A 14,869-nucleotide genomic window follows, 5' to 3' on the forward strand; every position below is an offset into this window, starting at 1 on the left:
AAGCGCGGGCATAACTTAATCGGCACAGCTCATGAAACACGACTAGTCTGCATAAGCCACTCGCAATGTAACTCCAACAATAACTTCAACAGGAGTAATGACAATGAAGGACGACACACCGCCTGCTCCCTGCACCCTTCCCACGCTCAAGCTGAGCCGGCGAGCCTTCATGGGCACTGCCGCCGCAGCCGGAGCCGCCGCGGCGTTCGCGCCCGGCATGGCACTGTCGCAGCAGCGCCCTTGGGACGGCTCCCTGGTTTCCTATCCCGACCCGGCCTTCGAGATCATCGATGAGCGCTTCGCCCGCTACCGCTTGGCCAATGCCGCCGTCGAACGGCTTGCCAGCGGTTTTCGCTGGGCGGAGGGTCCGGTCTATTTCGGCGACGGAGGCTATCTGCTCTGGAGCGATATTCCCAACAACAAGCTGATGCGCTGGCTTGAAGATACCGGAGAAGTCAGCGTCTTCCGTCAATCGTCGAACTACGCCAATGGCCATACCCGCGACCGCGAGGGACGGCTACTCTCCTGCGAGCACGACACGCGGCGCGTGACCCGCACCGAGTACGACGGCTCGATCACCGTGCTCGCCGATGCGTTCGAGGGCAAGCCGCTCAACGCGCCCAACGACATCATCGTCCATCCCGATGGTGGCATCTGGTTCACCGACCCGGGCTACGGCATCCTGATGCACTACGAAGGTCATGTCGCGGACTTCGAACTCCCCGAAGCCGTCTATCGCATCGACCCGCAGAGCGGCCAGCTGGAGAAGATGGCGGAGGTCGAGAAACCCAACGGCATCGCCTTCTCGCCCGACTACTCGCGGCTCTACGTCGCCGATACTGGCGGCACCCATGCCGCCGATCATCCCCACCAGATCCTGGTGTGGGACGTCGAGGAGAACGGCACGCGCCTGGTCAACGAGCGGCAGTTCGCCGAGGTCGGCCCCGGTTTCGTCGACGGACTGGCGGTGGATACCGACGGCAACCTGTGGTGCGGTGCCATCTTCGGCGGGCTTTTCGGTGCCGACGATCACGATGGCGTGCATTGCTATGCCGACGACGGCACGCTGATCGGCAAGATTCACCTGCCTGAGCCCTGCGCCAACCTCTGCTTCGGCGGGCCTAGGCGCAACCGGCTGTTCATCACCGGCAGCCAGTCGCTCTATGCCGTCTACGTCGAGACACAGGGGGTCGCAGTGTGGATCAATGACACGCAAGGCTGATCGCGACGATGCTCGATAGTGAGGGGCGCCGCCTTCGGGTGGCGCCCTTTTTATGGGAACATCGTCTTTTGCGTTTCATGTTCAGGACACCGCCATGCTCGAACTGCGCCAGGTGCGCAAGACCTACCACACGCCCCAGGGGCCGCTCACGGTGCTCGATGGCGTCGACCTGCGCCTCGCACCTGGCGAGAGCGTGGCACTGATGGGCGAGTCGGGCAGCGGCAAGTCGACGCTGCTGCACTTGGCCGCCGGGCTCGACACTCCCGACAGCGGCACGATCACGCTCGACGGCAAGGCGCTCTCGTCGCTCGCCGAGCCGGGCCGCGCCGCACTGCGCCGCAACCGCCTGGGGCTGATCTTCCAGCAGTTCCATCTGGTGCCGAGCCTGAGCGTGGCCGACAACCTGACCCTGCAGGCACGCCTGGCCGGGCGCGAGGAGAAGGCCTGGTCGCGTGAGCTGATCGAGCGCCTGGGACTTGCCGCCATGGCCGGACGCTACCCAGAGCAGCTCTCCGGCGGCCAGCAGCAGCGCCTGGCGATCGGCCGTGCCCTGGCGGTGCGCCCCGCCCTGCTGCTTGCCGACGAGCCCACCGGCAACCTCGACGAGACGACCGCCGACGAGGCCCTCGCACTGCTGCTCGAGCTGGTCCGCGACAGTGGCTGTGCACTGCTGATGGTCACCCACAGCCACCGCGTGGCGGCGCCGCTGGCGCGCTGCGTGACGCTCTTCCACGGGCGGCTGGCGGCTCCTGCCTCATGAGTACCGCCTTCCTCACGCTGCTGTCGCACTACCGCCGCCATCCGGGGCAGCTCGCCATGCTGCTGGTGGGGTTGTGGGTGGCCAGCGCGTTGTGGAGCGGCGTGCAGGCGATCAATGCCACCGCCCGCGATAGCTACGCCCGTGCCGAAGGGGTATTCAGTGCCCAGCTCGACCGCCTCGAGCGTCGCGATGGCCAAGCCATTGCGCTCGAGGAGTACCTGGCGCTGCGCCTGGCGGGCGCCCCGGTCTCGCCGCTGGTCGAGGGGCGGGTGGCGCTGGGGGACGACAGCCGCCTGGAGGTAGTCGGCATCGACGCGCTGACGCTGCCGGAGGGCAGCGGCTTTCGTACCGCCGGCGGCACCGCCACGCTCACCGACTTCCTCCAGCCGCCCTATCTGGCCCGAGCAGCCCCGGAGACCGAGACCGCACTATGGCGGGACGGCATGCCGCCCCGGCTCGCCGACGGCCGCCCGCTGCCACCCGCGCAATCGGCGCCGGAGCTGCCGCCGGGGCTCGCGGTGATGGACATCGCCGCGGCGCTGGCCCTGCTCGAGCGCGACGGCATCGACCACCTGCTGCTCCCCACCGACGCGACGCTCGCGCTGCCCGATACCCTGGTGCGCGTGCGCGCCGAACAGCTGGCAAGCCCCGGCCAACTCACCGACAGCTTCCACCTCAACCTCACCGCCATGGGCCTGCTGACCCTGGTGGTCGGCCTGTTCATCGTGCATGCCGCCCTCGGTCTCGCCCTGGAGCAGCGCCTGGGGCTGCTGCGCACGCTGCGCGCGCTGGGCGTCTCCGGACGCATGCTGGTCGGCCTGCTGCTGTTCGAGCTGCTGATCATCGGCGCGATCGGGGCGGTACTGGGCATCGCCAGCGGTGTTTGGCTCGCCGCTCAGCTGCTGCCGGACGTGGCGGCGAGCCTCGGGGCGCTCTACGGTGAGCAAGTGGGCACCGGCCTCGCCCTGCCATGGCACTACTGGCTGGGAGGGCTGGGCGTCACCTTGGGTGGGCTGTTCACCGCAGCGTCGGGTACCGTGTGGCGCGCCGCCCGGCTGAACATCCTCGGGTTGGGTCAGGCCCAGGCCTGGCGTGCACGATTTCAGCGCCAGCTCAGGCTCATGGCGCTCTTCGGCGCCCTGATGTGGCTGGCCGCCTTCGCGCTGTGGCTGTGGCTGCGCGCGCAGCCGCCCGCCGAGGGGCTCGTTGCGGGGTTCATGATGGTCGCCGCCGGCCTGCTGGCCGCAGCACTATGGCTGCCGCCGCTGCTGGCCGCAACGCTCGGGCTGGCCGGGCGTGCGCTGCGTCGTTATCCATTGGCCCAGTGGGCATTGGCCGACCTGCAGTTGCAGCTCCCGCGCCTGGCTCTGGCGATGATGGCGCTGCTGATCGCGCTCACCGCCAACCTCGGCGTGGGCAGCATGGTCGGCGGCTTTCGCCTTACCTTCCTCGAGTGGCTCGACCAGCGCCTGGTCGCCGACCTCTACCTCAACCCCGACACCGAGCAGCACGACGCAATCGTCGAATGGCTTGCACCGCGCCCCGAGATCGCCACCCTACTGCCGCGACGCAGCACCGAGAGCACGCTGCTCGCCGTGGAGGGTGCAAGCGTCGCCGAGCGGCCGGTCTCGCTCTACAGCCTCACGCCCGAGCCACCGCTGACCGACCACTGGCCGCTGCTCGAGACGCTGGACGATAGCCAGGACGCCTGGCGAGACTTCATCGAGGGAGCGGCCCTGATCAACGAGCAGCTCGCCTACGCCACCGGACTCGCCCCCGGCGCGCGGATCACCCTGGCCACCCCCGAGGGGGCGTGGGAAACACACGTGACCGGCATCTATCCCGACTACGGCAACCCGCGTGGCGAGGTGACCCTCAGCGACACGTTGCTGGCCGAGCGCTTCGCCGCGCCGCCCGGCAGCATCGGCGTCGTGCTCGCGCCCAACCTGGCATCGTCCGAAATCGCACTGCTGCGCCGTGCGCTCGCCCAGCGCTTTGCACTGGGTGAAGGCGCGTTGATCGACCAGCAGGCGGTCAAGCGCCAGGCACGCGATATCTTCGAGCGCACCTTCACCATCACCTATGCCCTCAACGGCCTGACGCTGGGAGTGGCCGGGCTGGCGCTTCTCTCGAGCTTGCTCGCCCAGGGCCGCCAGCGGCGCGCGCAGCTCGCTCCGCTGTGGGCCTTGGGTGCAAGTCGCGCTCGCCTGGTGACGATCTCCGTGGCCCAGCTCGGTGGCGCCGCCTTGCTCACCGCCCTGCTCGCCATCCCGCTGGGCATCGCCCTGACCTGGGGCCTGGTGGCGGTGATCAACGTAGCGGCCTTCGGCTGGCGCCTGCCGCTGACGCTTTTCCCCCAGCAGATGGCGCTCACTTTGCTCCTGGCGCTCGGCGTGGCCTGGTTTGCCGCTCTGCTGCCCGCCTGGCGGCTCATGCGCACCCCACCGCGCGAGTTGCTGGCGGAGTTCGAGGCCTCATGATGCGCAGGCATGTTGGACTCGGGCTGGCCGTGATCCTCGGCCTGGCGGCGCTGCTGTGGCTCGCCTTGCCATCCCGCGACGAGGCGCCGCCCACCGGCAGCTTCGCCGGGCTCGGCGAGAGTGCCGAGGGCTACGCCCAGGCTCGTCCGGGTACGCCGCTGCGCTTTCCCGAGGATCACGGCGCCCACCCCGACTACCGCATCGAGTGGTGGTACCTGACCGCCAATCTGGAGGACGAGCGAGGCGAGCCGCTCGGCATTCAATGGACGCTGTTCCGCCAGGCGCTGGCCCCACCGGGAGAGGCGGACCAGGAGGCGCCGGACTCCCCCTGGTCCAGCCGCCAGCTGTGGATGGCGCATGCCGCGCTTTCCACGGGCGAGGAGCACTTCGTCGCCGAGCGCTTCGCGCGCGGCATGCATGTCGCAAACGGACGCGGCCAGGCCGGCGCCGAGGCCGCCCCCTTCGCTGCCTGGCTCGACCACTGGCGCCTGGAGAGTCCCGCCGAGCGGGCCGAGCAGGAGGACTTCGAACATCTCGTCGTCAGCGCCTCGGACCACTATGCCGGGCGCGACTTCGGCTACCGCCTGGCGCTCACAGCCGAGGGACCGCTGGTGCTGCATGGCAAGGGGGGATTCAGCCAGAAGTCCGCCGACGGCCAGGGCTCGATCTACTACAGCCAGCCGTTCTGGCGTGTCAAGGGGGAGGTGGAGATCGACGGTGAGGTGCGTGCGGTGAGCGGCCGCGGTTGGCTCGACCGCGAGTGGAGCAGCCAGCTGCTTGGGCCCGAGCAGCGCGGCTGGGACTGGTTCTCGCTGCACTTGGAGGGCGGTGCCAAGCTAATGGCCTTCCGCCTGCGCGGCGGCGGCGAAGGCGGCGAAGCGTTCGTCTCCGGCAGCTGGATCGACGCCGACGGCACCCAGACGCCGCTGCAGGCCGGCGATCTCGACCTGCAGCCGCTCGAGTACCAGGCGGTGGCCGGCCGCGAGGTGCCGACCCGCTGGCGCCTGCAACTGCCGGCCCGCGGGCTGGACGTGACCGTGAATTCGCGCCACCCCCAGCGCTGGATGGAGACCGCCTTCCCCTACTGGGAAGGCGATGTAGTGGTGGAAGGCAGCCACGCGGGCATGGGCTACTTGGAGATGACGGGATATTGACCAGGCCAGGGCTAGCGCGTCGCACCCCACTCGAGCATCGTTTCGAGCAGTTCGCGTAGTAGCAGGCGCACCTTTTCGGCTCGGTCGTCGCGATAGGCGAATATCGGCGCGTCGTCGTTGGGCTCGTTCATGTAGGTGATCTGCGAGAGTTCGAGCTGCACGGCATGGATATGGTCTGCCGGATCGCCGTAATGGCGGGTGATGTGCCCGCCCTTGAAGCGCCCGTTAGTCACGTGGCTGAAGCGCGTCTGGGCAGCGCACACGGCCTGCAGTCGCCCGCTCAAGCCGGGATCGCAACTGCGCCCCTCGAAGGTGCCGAGATTGAGATCGGGCAGCCGGTCCTCGAACAGGCGCGGGATGCGCGAACGGATCGAGTGGGCGTCGAACAGCAGCGCGTAGCCGAAGCGCGCCTTGAGCCGGGCAAGCTCGCCGGCCAGGGCCTCGTGATAGGGTCGCCAGACGTGCGCCTTGGCCCACTCCCGCGTCTCCCGGCTCGGCATGCCCCCGTCCCGAAACAGCGGCCGTCCGTCGAAGTCGATAACGGGGAACAACCCGGTGGTGGCGCCTGCATAGAGCGGGGTGTCGTCCTCGGGGCGGTTGAGGTCGATCACGTAGCGCGAGTAGCGTGCCTCGAGGCGGCTTGCGCCCCGGCCTTCGCCAAGTTCCGCGGCGAAGTCGTAGAGCCTCGGAATATGCCAGTCGGTGTCGGAAAGCGCGCGCGCCTGCTCGCCAAGGCCCGTCTCCACCTCGGGCGTCAGTCGCGTGCCGGCATGCGGCATCGAGATCAGCAGCGGCGTATCGCCCTGCGTCAGCCGGTAACTCTCATCCATGCGCTCACCTCCTCTCCCGCCTTGAATACCGTTGCCGGCAATTGTCCGCCCAGCCAGTAGCTGAGCTCGGCCGGGCCGGCAATGTCCCAGGCCACGGCGTCCGCCACCTTGCCCACCTCCAGCGAACCGTGGCTCGCCTCGATGCCCAGTGCCTTGGCGGCATTGAGCGTGACCCCGGCCAGGGCCTCCTCCGGGGTGAGGCGAAACAGCGTGCAGGCCAGATTCATCATCAGCCGCAGCGACAGCGCCGGCGATGTGCCCGGGTTGAGGTCACTGGCCACCGCCATCGCCACGCCCTGCGCGCGGAAGGCATCGATCGGCGGCAGCTGCGTCTCACGCAACGTCAGGAAGGCCCCCGGCAACAGCACCGCCGCAGTGCCGCGCTGCGCCATCGCCCGGGCATCCGCCTCGTCGGCGTATTCGACATGATCGGCGGAGAGCGCGCCGAACTCGGCGGCAAGCTGACAACCGCCGAGGCGCGAGAGCTGCTCGGCGTGCAGCTTGAGCGGCAGGCCGAGACGCCTGGCGGTCTCGAACACCCGTCGCATCTGCTCGACCGAGAAGGCGATCCCCTCGCAGAAGCCGTCCACCGCGTCGGCCAGCCCCTCCTCGGCCAGCGTCGGCAGGATCGTCTCGCACACCAGGTCGATGTAGGCGTCGCTGCGCCCCTGGTACTCCGGCGGCAGCGCATGGGCGGCAAGGCATGTCGTGTACACCTCGACCGGCAGACGCTCGCCGATCATGCGTGCGACCTGGAGCATCTTGCGCTCGCTGTCGAGATCGAGCCCGTAGCCTGACTTGATCTCGAGGGTGGTCACGCCCTCGCGCAGCAGCAGTCGGGCGCGCGCCTTGGCGGCCTCGAGCAGCGCATCGACGCTTGCCTCGCGGGTTGCCCGCACGCTGCTGACGATACCGCCGCCCCGGCGGGCGATGGTCTCGTAATCGACGCCTTCCAGGCGCTGCTCGAATTCGCCGCTGCGATCGCCGCCAAACACCAGATGGGTGTGACAATCGATCAACCCCGGCGTCAGCCAGCGCCCGCCAAGGTCGAGAATCTCGTCAATTTGGCATTCTCCAGCCTCAGCCTCGGGCAGCTGCGCCTCGGGGCCGATCCAGGCGATGCGGCCCTCCTCGACGATCAACGCGGCATCGCGGATGACGGCGTAACGGCCGCCCGTCAGAGTCGCGGCGTGACAGTGACGCCAGAGCGTCTTGCCTGTCATTTCATGAGATGGTGTCATGCTCGTCTCCCCGATCGATCATCGGCAGATCGAGCCCCTGCTCGCGGGCGCAGTCGATGGCGATCTCGTAGCCGGCGTCGGCGTGGCGCATCACGCCGGTGGCCGGGTCGTTGTGGAGTACCCGGGCAATGCGCCGGTCGGCCTCCTCGCTGCCGTCGCAGACGACCACCATCCCGGCGTGCTGGGAAAAGCCCATGCCCACGCCACCGCCGTGGTGCAGCGACACCCAGGTCGCGCCGCTGGCGGTGTTGAGCAGGGCGTTGAGCAGCGCCCAGTCGGAGACGGCATCGCTGCCGTCGCGCATGCCCTCGGTCTCGCGGTTGGGGCTGGCCACCGAGCCGGAGTCGAGGTGGTCGCGGCCGATCACCACCGGGGCCGTGAGTTCGCCGTTACGCACCATTTCATTGAACGCCAGGCCAAGCTTGGCGCGCTGGCCGAGCCCGACCCAGCAGATGCGCGCCGGCAGCCCCTGGAAACTGATCCGCTCGCGGGCCATGTCGAGCCAGTGATGCAGATGGGCGTCGTCGATCAGTTCCTTGACCTTGGCATCGGTCTTGTAGATGTCCTCGGGGTCGCCGGAGAGCGCCGCCCAGCGGAATGGACCGACACCGCGGCAGAACAGCGGGCGGATATAGGCCGGCACGAAGCCGGGGAAATCGAAGGCGTTCTCGACACCCTCCTCCTGGGCCATCTGACGAATGTTGTTGCCGTAATCGAAGGTCGGCACGCCCATCGCCTGGAACTCGAGCATCGCCTTGACGTGTACCGCCATCGAACGCTTGGCGGCCTTGACCACCGCCTCCGGCTCGCGCTTGCCGCGCCCACGGTACTCGTCCCACTCCCAGCCCGCCGGCAGGTAGCCGTTGAGCGGATCGTGGGCACTGGTCTGGTCGGTGACCATGTCGGGTCGAACACCCCGCCGGACCAGCTCGGGCAGCACTTCGGCGGCGTTGGCGCACAGCGCGATGGAGATCGCTTTGCCTTCGCGGGTGTAGCGCTCGATACGCGCCAGCGCGTCGTCGAGATCATCGGCTTGCTCGTCGACATAGCGCGTGCGCAGGCGGAAATCGATACGCGACTGCTGGCACTCGATGTTGAGCGAGCAGGCCCCGGCGAGCGTCGCCGCCAGCGGCTGGGCGCCGCCCATGCCGCCCAGGCCGGCAGTCAGAATCCAGCGCCCTGCCAGCGTGCCATCGTAGTGCTGGCGACCGGCCTCGACGAAGGTTTCATAGGTGCCCTGCACGATGCCCTGGCTGCCAATGTAGATCCACGAGCCGGCGGTCATCTGGCCGTACATCATCAGGCCCTTGGCATCGAGCTCGTTGAAGTGTTTCCAGTTGGCCCAGTGCGGCACCAGGTTTGAGTTGGCGATCAGCACCCGGGGCGCATCCGCGTGGGTCTTGAACACACCGACCGGCTTGCCGGACTGCACCAGCAGCGTCTCGTCGGCCTCGAGACCCTTGAGCGACTCGACGATGGCGTCGAAGCACTCCCAGTTGCGTGCGGCGCGGCCGATGCCGCCGTAGACCACCAGCTCCTTGGGATTCTCGGCGACTTCCGGGTCGAGATTGTTCATCAGCATGCGCAGCGGCGCTTCGGTCAGCCAGCTCTTGGCACTCAGCTGGTTGCCGCGCGGGGCGCGGATGACGGTATCGCGAAAGCGTGTAGGGGCCATGAGCCACTCCAGATGTCCAAATTTGTATATACATTAGGTGAGACAACTCCCTGAAAGCAACTTCCGCGTCCACTCTTTTTCATTCACCAACACGGTGCCAACCGCCCTACCAATGCACCAAAATAGCGGACTATGTATAAATCATTGTAATGGCTTTACCCCGCCATGGGAGTCAGATATATGTATATACATTAGATATATTACGGAGTTTACCCACGATGCAGCGCTACTTCGCCGATCATGCTCTGCTGCCTAGCGGCTGGGCCAAAAGGGTACTGCTCGAGGTCGACACGGCCGGAACGCTGGTTAGCGTGACTCCCGAGCGCGCACCGGGCAGTGCCGAACGATTGCGGGGCCCGGCACTGCCCGGCATGCCCAATCTGCACTCGCACGCCTTTCAACGCGCCATGGCAGGGCTTGCCGAGGTCGGCAGCGAACGGCCAGACAGTTTCTGGAGCTGGCGCGAGCGCATGTACGCCCTAGTCGACCGGCTGACGCCCGGACAAGTCGCCACCGTCGCCCAGGCGCTTTATGTGGAGATGCTCAAGGGCGGCTACACCCAGGTGAGCGAGTTCCACTACCTGCATCACGATCCTCAAGGGCGCCCTTACGCCGACCCGGCGGAGATGGCCTGGGCGATCAGCGGCGCCGCCGAGCGCAGCGGTATCGGTCTGACTCTGCTGCCGGTGCTCTATGCCCACGGCGGGTTCGGCGGCCAGCCGCCCAGCGCGGGGCAGCGCCGCTTCGTGCATGACGTTGAGAGCTTCCTGCGCCTGCTCGAGGGGCTGGCACCCGCCCTGGCGGCCCGACCGACCCAGGCGCTCGGCATGGCCTTTCATTCGCTGCGCGCGGTGACCCTCGACGAGATGCGCGCGGTGCTCGAGGCCAACCCCGTCGGCCCACGGCATATTCATGTCGCCGAGCAGGCGCGTGAAGTGGAGGAGAGCCTGGCCTATTCGGGCCAACGCCCGGTGCGCTGGCTGCTCGACAACATCGCGGTCGATGAGCGCTGGTGCCTGATTCACGCGACCCATCTCGACGACAGCGAACTGCGCGATCTCGCCGCCAGCGGCGCCGTGGCCGGACTCTGCCCCACCACCGAGGCCAACCTCGGCGATGGACTGTTTCGCGCCGTCGAGTACGCCGCCCAGGGTGGCCGGCTGGGCATCGGCTCCGACAGCCATGTCTCGCTCGATGTCGTCGAGGAGTTGCGCCTGCTGGAGTATGGCCAGCGCCTCGCCACGCGCCGGCGCAACTGCCTGCACGACAGCGAGATTCGCCCGGTTGGCGACTGGCTCTACCGCTGCGCACTCGCGGGAGGCGCCCAGGCGTCCGGCCAGCCGATAGGCGCCCTGGCGCCGGGAATGCGCGCCGATCTCGTGGTGCTCGACGGCGACGATCCCTATCTGGCGACGGCCGATGACGCGTCGCGCCTGGGGCGCTGGCTGTTCGGCGGCACGCAGCGCCAGATACGCGACGTGATGGTCGCCGGACGCTGGGTGATAGAGGAGCGCCGCCACGCACTTGACGACGAAAACCGCGCGGCGCTTGGCACGCTGTTCACGGGCCTCGGCTAGCGCTCGAGTCACGCAACCCGCTTCGACAACAACCACACCTCGGAGTTACCATGATTGCTACCCAAGCCCCGCCTGCGATCTTGCTCAAGTTGCTGCTGCCAAGCCTGCTCGGCATCTTCGTATTCTTCGTGCCGATCACCCTCAACGGCACCACCACCATCCCCCTCGACCATATGGTGACGGCGCTGCGCGCGCTGCTTGGCGACGCGGTGCGCCTTTACGCCATGGCAGTGATCGTCGCCGGCGCGCTCTATCCCATCCTCACCGGGCGCTGGCGCGAGAGCCGCACCGAGCAGGTCTTCACCCTGCTCAAGGGGCTCGGGGTGGTGTTCGGCGTCCTGGCGCTGACCGGGGTCGGCCCGGCGGCACTGCATACCCCCGACATGCTGCCGTTCCTGTTCGACCGGCTGGTGGTCTCGGTGGGATTGATCGTGCCGATCGGTGCGATCTTCCTGGCACTACTGATCAACTACGGCCTGCTGGAGGGCGCCGGCGTGCTGTGCCAGCCATTGATGCGGCCGCTGTGGCGAACTCCGGGACGTTCGGCCATCGATGCCGTCGCCTCCTTCGTCGGCAGCTACTCGATCGGGTTGCTGATCACCAACCGCGTCTACCAGGCCGGTCAGTATTCGGCACGCGAAGCGGCGATCATCGCCACCGGCTTCTCCACCGTCTCGGTGACCTTCATGCTGGTGGTGGGGCGTACGCTGGACCTGATGCCGCTATGGAACCTCTACTTCTGGCTGACACTTGCGATCACCTTCGCAGTAACCGCGATCACCGTGCGCTTGCCGCCGCTGTCGCGGCTGGACGGCGACTCGAGTCATGCCGAGATAGTCGTGCCGCGCGGTCAACGCCTGTCACGCGCCTGGCAGGAGAGCCTGGCCGCCGCCGAGCGCGCACCGAACCTCGCGGCAGGCGTGGGAATCAACCTCAAGGAGGGCATGCTGATGGCAATGAGCATCCTGCCCTCGATCCTCTCGGTGGGGCTGATCGGCCTGCTGCTGGCCAAGTTCACGCCGGTGTTCGAATGGATCGGCCTGCTGTTCTATCCGCTGATCGCGCTGTTCGGCATCGAGGAGGCGCGCCAGCTCTCCCAGGCGGCGGCCTCGGGGCTCGCCGAGATGTTCCTGCCGGCGCTATTGATGGTCGACGCCGAGCTTCCCGCGCGCTTCGCCGCCGGCGTGATCTCGGTCTCCTCGATCCTGTTCTTCTCCGCCTCGATCCCCTGCATCCTGTCGACGCGCATACCGCTCTCCATTGCCCACATCGTGGCGATCTGGTTCCTGCGAACGCTCTTTAGCCTGGCGCTGGCAATTCCCGCCGGCTACTTCGCCGCCTGGCTGGTGAGCTGAGCCGCCACCTGGCGCACTCAGTGAGCTGAGTGCGCCATGGAGCGCAGCTTGTAACGATCTCCGGGGTGCAGCAGGTGGGCATAGCTGATCAAACGCTCGCCCGACCAGGTACGCCGGCGTACGCTCAGACAGGGAAGCAACGCATCGACCTGCAGCCATTCGACGGCCTGCGCCTCGGGCAGTACCGCCTCGACGATATGCTCCATGTCGGTGATCGGGCAGGCGGCGACTAGCACCTCGTTGGGGGTATGCCGCGAGAAGTCGGCCTCAAGGTAATTCGGCACCCAACGCGGATTGACGTAACGCTCCTCGAGCTGGATCGGCACGCTGTTCTCCAGATGGATCAGGGTGGTGTGGTAGAGCCGGGTGCCAATGCGCACGCCCATGCGCAGCGCCATCTCGTCATCGGCACGCACCGCCTCGCAGTGCAGCACCCGGTTCGTGTACACGTGGCCGCGATTGCGCACCTCGTCAGCGATGTTGTTGATCTCGACCAGCGGCGACTCCGAACGGCGGTCGGTGACGAAGGTGCCGATACCCGGCTGACGCACCAAGTAGCCCTCCTGGACCAGGTCGCGGATCGCCTTGTTGGCGGTCATACGGCTGACACCGAAGTCGGCGGCAAGCTGCTCCTCCGGCGGGATCTGATGATCGACCGGAAAGCTTCCCTCATGAATGCTGTCGAGCAGATACTGCTTGATCTGCAGGTAACGGGGCGGTTGGCGTGCCACGAACTCTCCTCGGATGGCGCCGTGCCGGCTCACGTCGTCAGCGGCTTCAGGTCAATTCTGATCAGGCGTGCCCGTGGCGACGCCTCCAGGGAAACGGATGATGACACCGACGCTGCATGCGCGCCAACTCTGTCCCACTGCCAGGCATCGCCCTGGTTGAGGGTGGCAGGCGAGGGCGCTTCTAGGCGCGCCTCCCCCGTCACGACAACCAGCAGCGTGTCGCACGCAAGGTCACGCATCAATGGCGTGGCAGGGTCGAACCAGGCCAGGCTCGCCTGCCAGCGCTTCGGGTCATGGATCAGATTGAGCGCCTGGCTCACGCCGTCGGGCAGACGGCAGCTCACCACCTCGTCGCCCTCGAACGCCACACTCTCGAAGGGGGGCAGCGCGACATGGCGATCCGGCCAGTCGAGATGCACCGGCCGATCACCGATGACGGTAAAATGGCGGCGCAGGCCGGGAAACGAAGAGAATGGGCCAGGTGCCTCGAGCTCGGCGATCGACACGCGCCACCCCGGCGAGCGGGCATCACTGAGGTCGCGCGCCAATTCACGGGCCACTCCGCCACCGTTGCGCCAGGCAACGACGGCGAGCTCGGCCAAGCGCAGAGTGGCAGGTGCGCTCAAGAGGCGCTCCTGCGGTAGCTCATCGAGGCGTCGATGCGGCCCAGGATGTAATCGCCCGCGGCCACAGGCGGGTATTTCACTACCTCGGCGCTTACTCCAAGCTCCTTGGGGTCGACCACGGCATCGTAGGTGGGATCGAAGAAGGTGGCGATGGAGTAGCGTTCGCGGCCGCTGGTATTGATGACCCGGTGCAGGGTGGACTGGAAGCGGTCGTTGGACCAGCGCGACAGCAGATCGCCGACATTGACCACCAGCGACCCCTCGATGAAGGGCGCGTCGATCCAGCGTTCGCTGCCCAGTTCTCGCACCTGCAGGCCGCCGGCATTGTCCTGGTAGAGCAGGGTGATGCAGCCGTAATCGGTGTGCGGCGCCACGCCGAACTGATCCGCAGGGCGCTCGGCCGTCTGTACCGGGTAGTAGATCGCTTGGGTGCGCTGCAGCGGCTTGCGGTACTTGGTAGCAAAGAAGCCAGGGTCGAGGGACAGGCTCACGGCAACGGCGCGCAGCAGGTCCGCCCCACAACGGCCTACCTCATGGAAGTAGGCGTCCATGGCACGCTGCAGTTCCGGCATGAAGCTTGGCCACTGGTTCGGGCCACGCAGCGCTTCGCCGGCCCGTACGCAGGGGTCATCCTCGGGCAGGTCGAGCCCCATGCTGTAGAACTCTTTCTCGTCGGGGCGGGTCGCCTGATACATGATCGCCCCGCCGCGGCGATGGAAACCGCGATGGCGCTTGTCGACCGCCACCTCCACCTTGCGCTCGAGCGGCAGATCGAAGAAGGCCTTGGCCGCCGTCAACGCCTCGTCGATGGTTGGCTGCGACAGGCCATGATTGACAATATAGAAGAAGCCGACCTCGGTGCAGGCCTGGCGGATCGCCTCGCCGGCACTCGCCAGACACTGGGGATCGCCTTCGCGCACCCCGTGCATATCGATCAGTGGAATCGTGGTAGCCATGCGTCACCTCGCTCATGAGTGTCCAGTTGGCCGCACGACCCTCTAGACAGTAAAAGTATATACATACCCTTCATACAAAGCATAAAGCATGCCATCACCCCTGGCGCTTCCTGCACTCATCATTTCGTGGCTTGTGCTCGAAAATCGAGCAAAAAGGTGAATGGTCATCTTAAAAGGCACTTGAATGGTGCGAGATATGCAGGACAAGCTGGGCTCTTGCATTGTGTTCGATAGCTGTATATACAGGAATAAAGCCATTGGC

12 protein-coding genes are annotated in these 14,869 nt (G+C 67.1%); 6 read left to right on the forward strand and 6 right to left on the reverse strand.

Annotated features, from left to right (window positions below; genetic code table 11):
• Positions 1–103 precede the first annotated feature (103 nt).
• The 4 genes from HJD22_RS16515 (at position 104) to HJD22_RS16530 (ending at position 5,616) form a co-directional block, all read left to right on the forward strand.
• The gene (locus tag HJD22_RS16515; RefSeq protein WP_208653610.1) at positions 104–1,222 is read left to right on the forward strand and encodes an SMP-30/gluconolactonase/LRE family protein; all 1,119 of its coding nucleotides are present in this window, start codon (positions 104–106) and stop codon (positions 1,220–1,222) included.
• 94 nt (positions 1,223–1,316) lie between these two features.
• Positions 1,317–1,982, forward strand: coding sequence for an ABC transporter ATP-binding protein (locus tag HJD22_RS16520; RefSeq protein WP_208653609.1), 666 nt, complete (start codon positions 1,317–1,319; stop codon positions 1,980–1,982).
• Positions 1,979–4,462 (forward strand): ABC transporter permease, encoded by a 2,484-nt coding sequence (locus HJD22_RS16525; RefSeq protein WP_208653608.1) that lies wholly within the window; start codon positions 1,979–1,981, stop codon positions 4,460–4,462. The genes HJD22_RS16520 and HJD22_RS16525 overlap by 4 nt, the downstream gene beginning before the upstream one ends.
• Positions 4,459–5,616, forward strand: a complete 1,158-nt coding sequence (locus HJD22_RS16530) for a lipocalin-like domain-containing protein (RefSeq protein ID WP_208653607.1) — start codon at positions 4,459–4,461, stop codon at positions 5,614–5,616. The genes HJD22_RS16525 and HJD22_RS16530 overlap by 4 nt, the downstream gene beginning before the upstream one ends.
• A gap of 11 nt (positions 5,617–5,627) precedes the next feature.
• On the opposite strand, the gene hutG is transcribed toward HJD22_RS16530, so the two are convergent.
• From hutG to hutU, 3 genes are read right to left on the reverse strand one after another with little or no spacing between them, the layout of a single operon-like run.
• Positions 5,628–6,446, reverse strand: coding sequence for an N-formylglutamate deformylase (gene hutG, locus HJD22_RS16535; RefSeq protein WP_208653606.1), 819 nt, complete (start codon positions 6,444–6,446; stop codon positions 5,628–5,630).
• Positions 6,425–7,687 carry an imidazolonepropionase gene (gene hutI, locus HJD22_RS16540; protein ID WP_248730299.1) on the reverse strand — a complete coding sequence of 421 codons (1,263 nt, stop codon included), beginning with the start codon at positions 7,685–7,687 and terminating at the stop codon, positions 6,425–6,427. Before hutI ends, hutG begins: the two co-directional genes overlap by 22 nt.
• On the reverse strand, positions 7,671–9,362 hold the full coding sequence (gene hutU, locus HJD22_RS16545; RefSeq protein WP_208653605.1) for a urocanate hydratase: 1,692 nt from the start codon (positions 9,360–9,362) through the stop codon (positions 7,671–7,673). The genes hutI and hutU overlap by 17 nt, the downstream gene beginning before the upstream one ends.
• Before the next feature lie 218 nt (positions 9,363–9,580).
• Between hutU and HJD22_RS16550 the strand changes: the two genes are divergently transcribed.
• Both HJD22_RS16550 and HJD22_RS16555 read left to right on the forward strand, forming a co-directional pair.
• Entirely contained in the window at positions 9,581–10,939 is a 1,359-nt protein-coding gene (locus tag HJD22_RS16550; RefSeq protein ID WP_208653604.1) for a formimidoylglutamate deiminase, read from the forward strand.
• Between the two features lie 50 nt (positions 10,940–10,989).
• Positions 10,990–12,294, forward strand: a complete 1,305-nt coding sequence (locus HJD22_RS16555) for a YjiH family protein (protein WP_208653603.1) — start codon at positions 10,990–10,992, stop codon at positions 12,292–12,294.
• Between the two features lie 17 nt (positions 12,295–12,311).
• On the opposite strand, the gene hutC is transcribed toward HJD22_RS16555, so the two are convergent.
• From hutC to HJD22_RS16570, 3 genes are read right to left on the reverse strand one after another with little or no spacing between them, the layout of a single operon-like run.
• A complete protein-coding gene (hutC, locus tag HJD22_RS16560; RefSeq protein ID WP_208653602.1) occupies positions 12,312–13,025 on the reverse strand; it encodes a histidine utilization repressor in 714 nt (237 codons plus the stop codon).
• 29 nt (positions 13,026–13,054) lie between these two features.
• Positions 13,055–13,651: a HutD family protein gene (locus HJD22_RS16565; RefSeq protein ID WP_208653601.1), complete on the reverse strand. Its 597-nt coding sequence runs from the start codon at positions 13,649–13,651 to the stop codon at positions 13,055–13,057.
• Positions 13,648–14,607: an isopenicillin N synthase family oxygenase gene (locus HJD22_RS16570; RefSeq protein WP_208653600.1), complete on the reverse strand. Its 960-nt coding sequence runs from the start codon at positions 14,605–14,607 to the stop codon at positions 13,648–13,650. Before HJD22_RS16570 ends, HJD22_RS16565 begins: the two co-directional genes overlap by 4 nt.
• Positions 14,608–14,869 lie beyond the last annotated feature (262 nt).

The organism is Halomonas sp. TA22, from assembly GCF_013009075.1.
Lineage (GTDB): Bacteria > Pseudomonadota > Gammaproteobacteria > Pseudomonadales > Halomonadaceae > TA22.

Coding starts and splice junctions, on each gene's coding strand:
- HJD22_RS16515 (WP_208653610.1), top strand. CDS start 104: ATGAAGGACGACACACCGCCTGCTCCCTGCACCCTTCCCACGCTCAAG.
- HJD22_RS16520 (WP_208653609.1), top strand. CDS start 1,317: ATGCTCGAACTGCGCCAGGTGCGCAAGACCTACCACACGCCCCAGGGG.
- HJD22_RS16525 (WP_208653608.1), top strand. CDS start 1,979: ATGAGTACCGCCTTCCTCACGCTGCTGTCGCACTACCGCCGCCATCCG.
- HJD22_RS16530 (WP_208653607.1), top strand. CDS start 4,459: ATGATGCGCAGGCATGTTGGACTCGGGCTGGCCGTGATCCTCGGCCTG.
- hutG (WP_208653606.1), bottom strand. CDS start 6,446: ATGGATGAGAGTTACCGGCTGACGCAGGGCGATACGCCGCTGCTGATC.
- hutI (WP_248730299.1), bottom strand. CDS start 7,687: ATGACACCATCTCATGAAATGACAGGCAAGACGCTCTGGCGTCACTGT.
- hutU (WP_208653605.1), bottom strand. CDS start 9,362: ATGGCCCCTACACGCTTTCGCGATACCGTCATCCGCGCCCCGCGCGGC.
- HJD22_RS16550 (WP_208653604.1), top strand. CDS start 9,581: ATGCAGCGCTACTTCGCCGATCATGCTCTGCTGCCTAGCGGCTGGGCC.
- HJD22_RS16555 (WP_208653603.1), top strand. CDS start 10,990: ATGATTGCTACCCAAGCCCCGCCTGCGATCTTGCTCAAGTTGCTGCTG.
- HJD22_RS16570 (WP_208653600.1), bottom strand. CDS start 14,607: ATGGCTACCACGATTCCACTGATCGATATGCACGGGGTGCGCGAAGGC.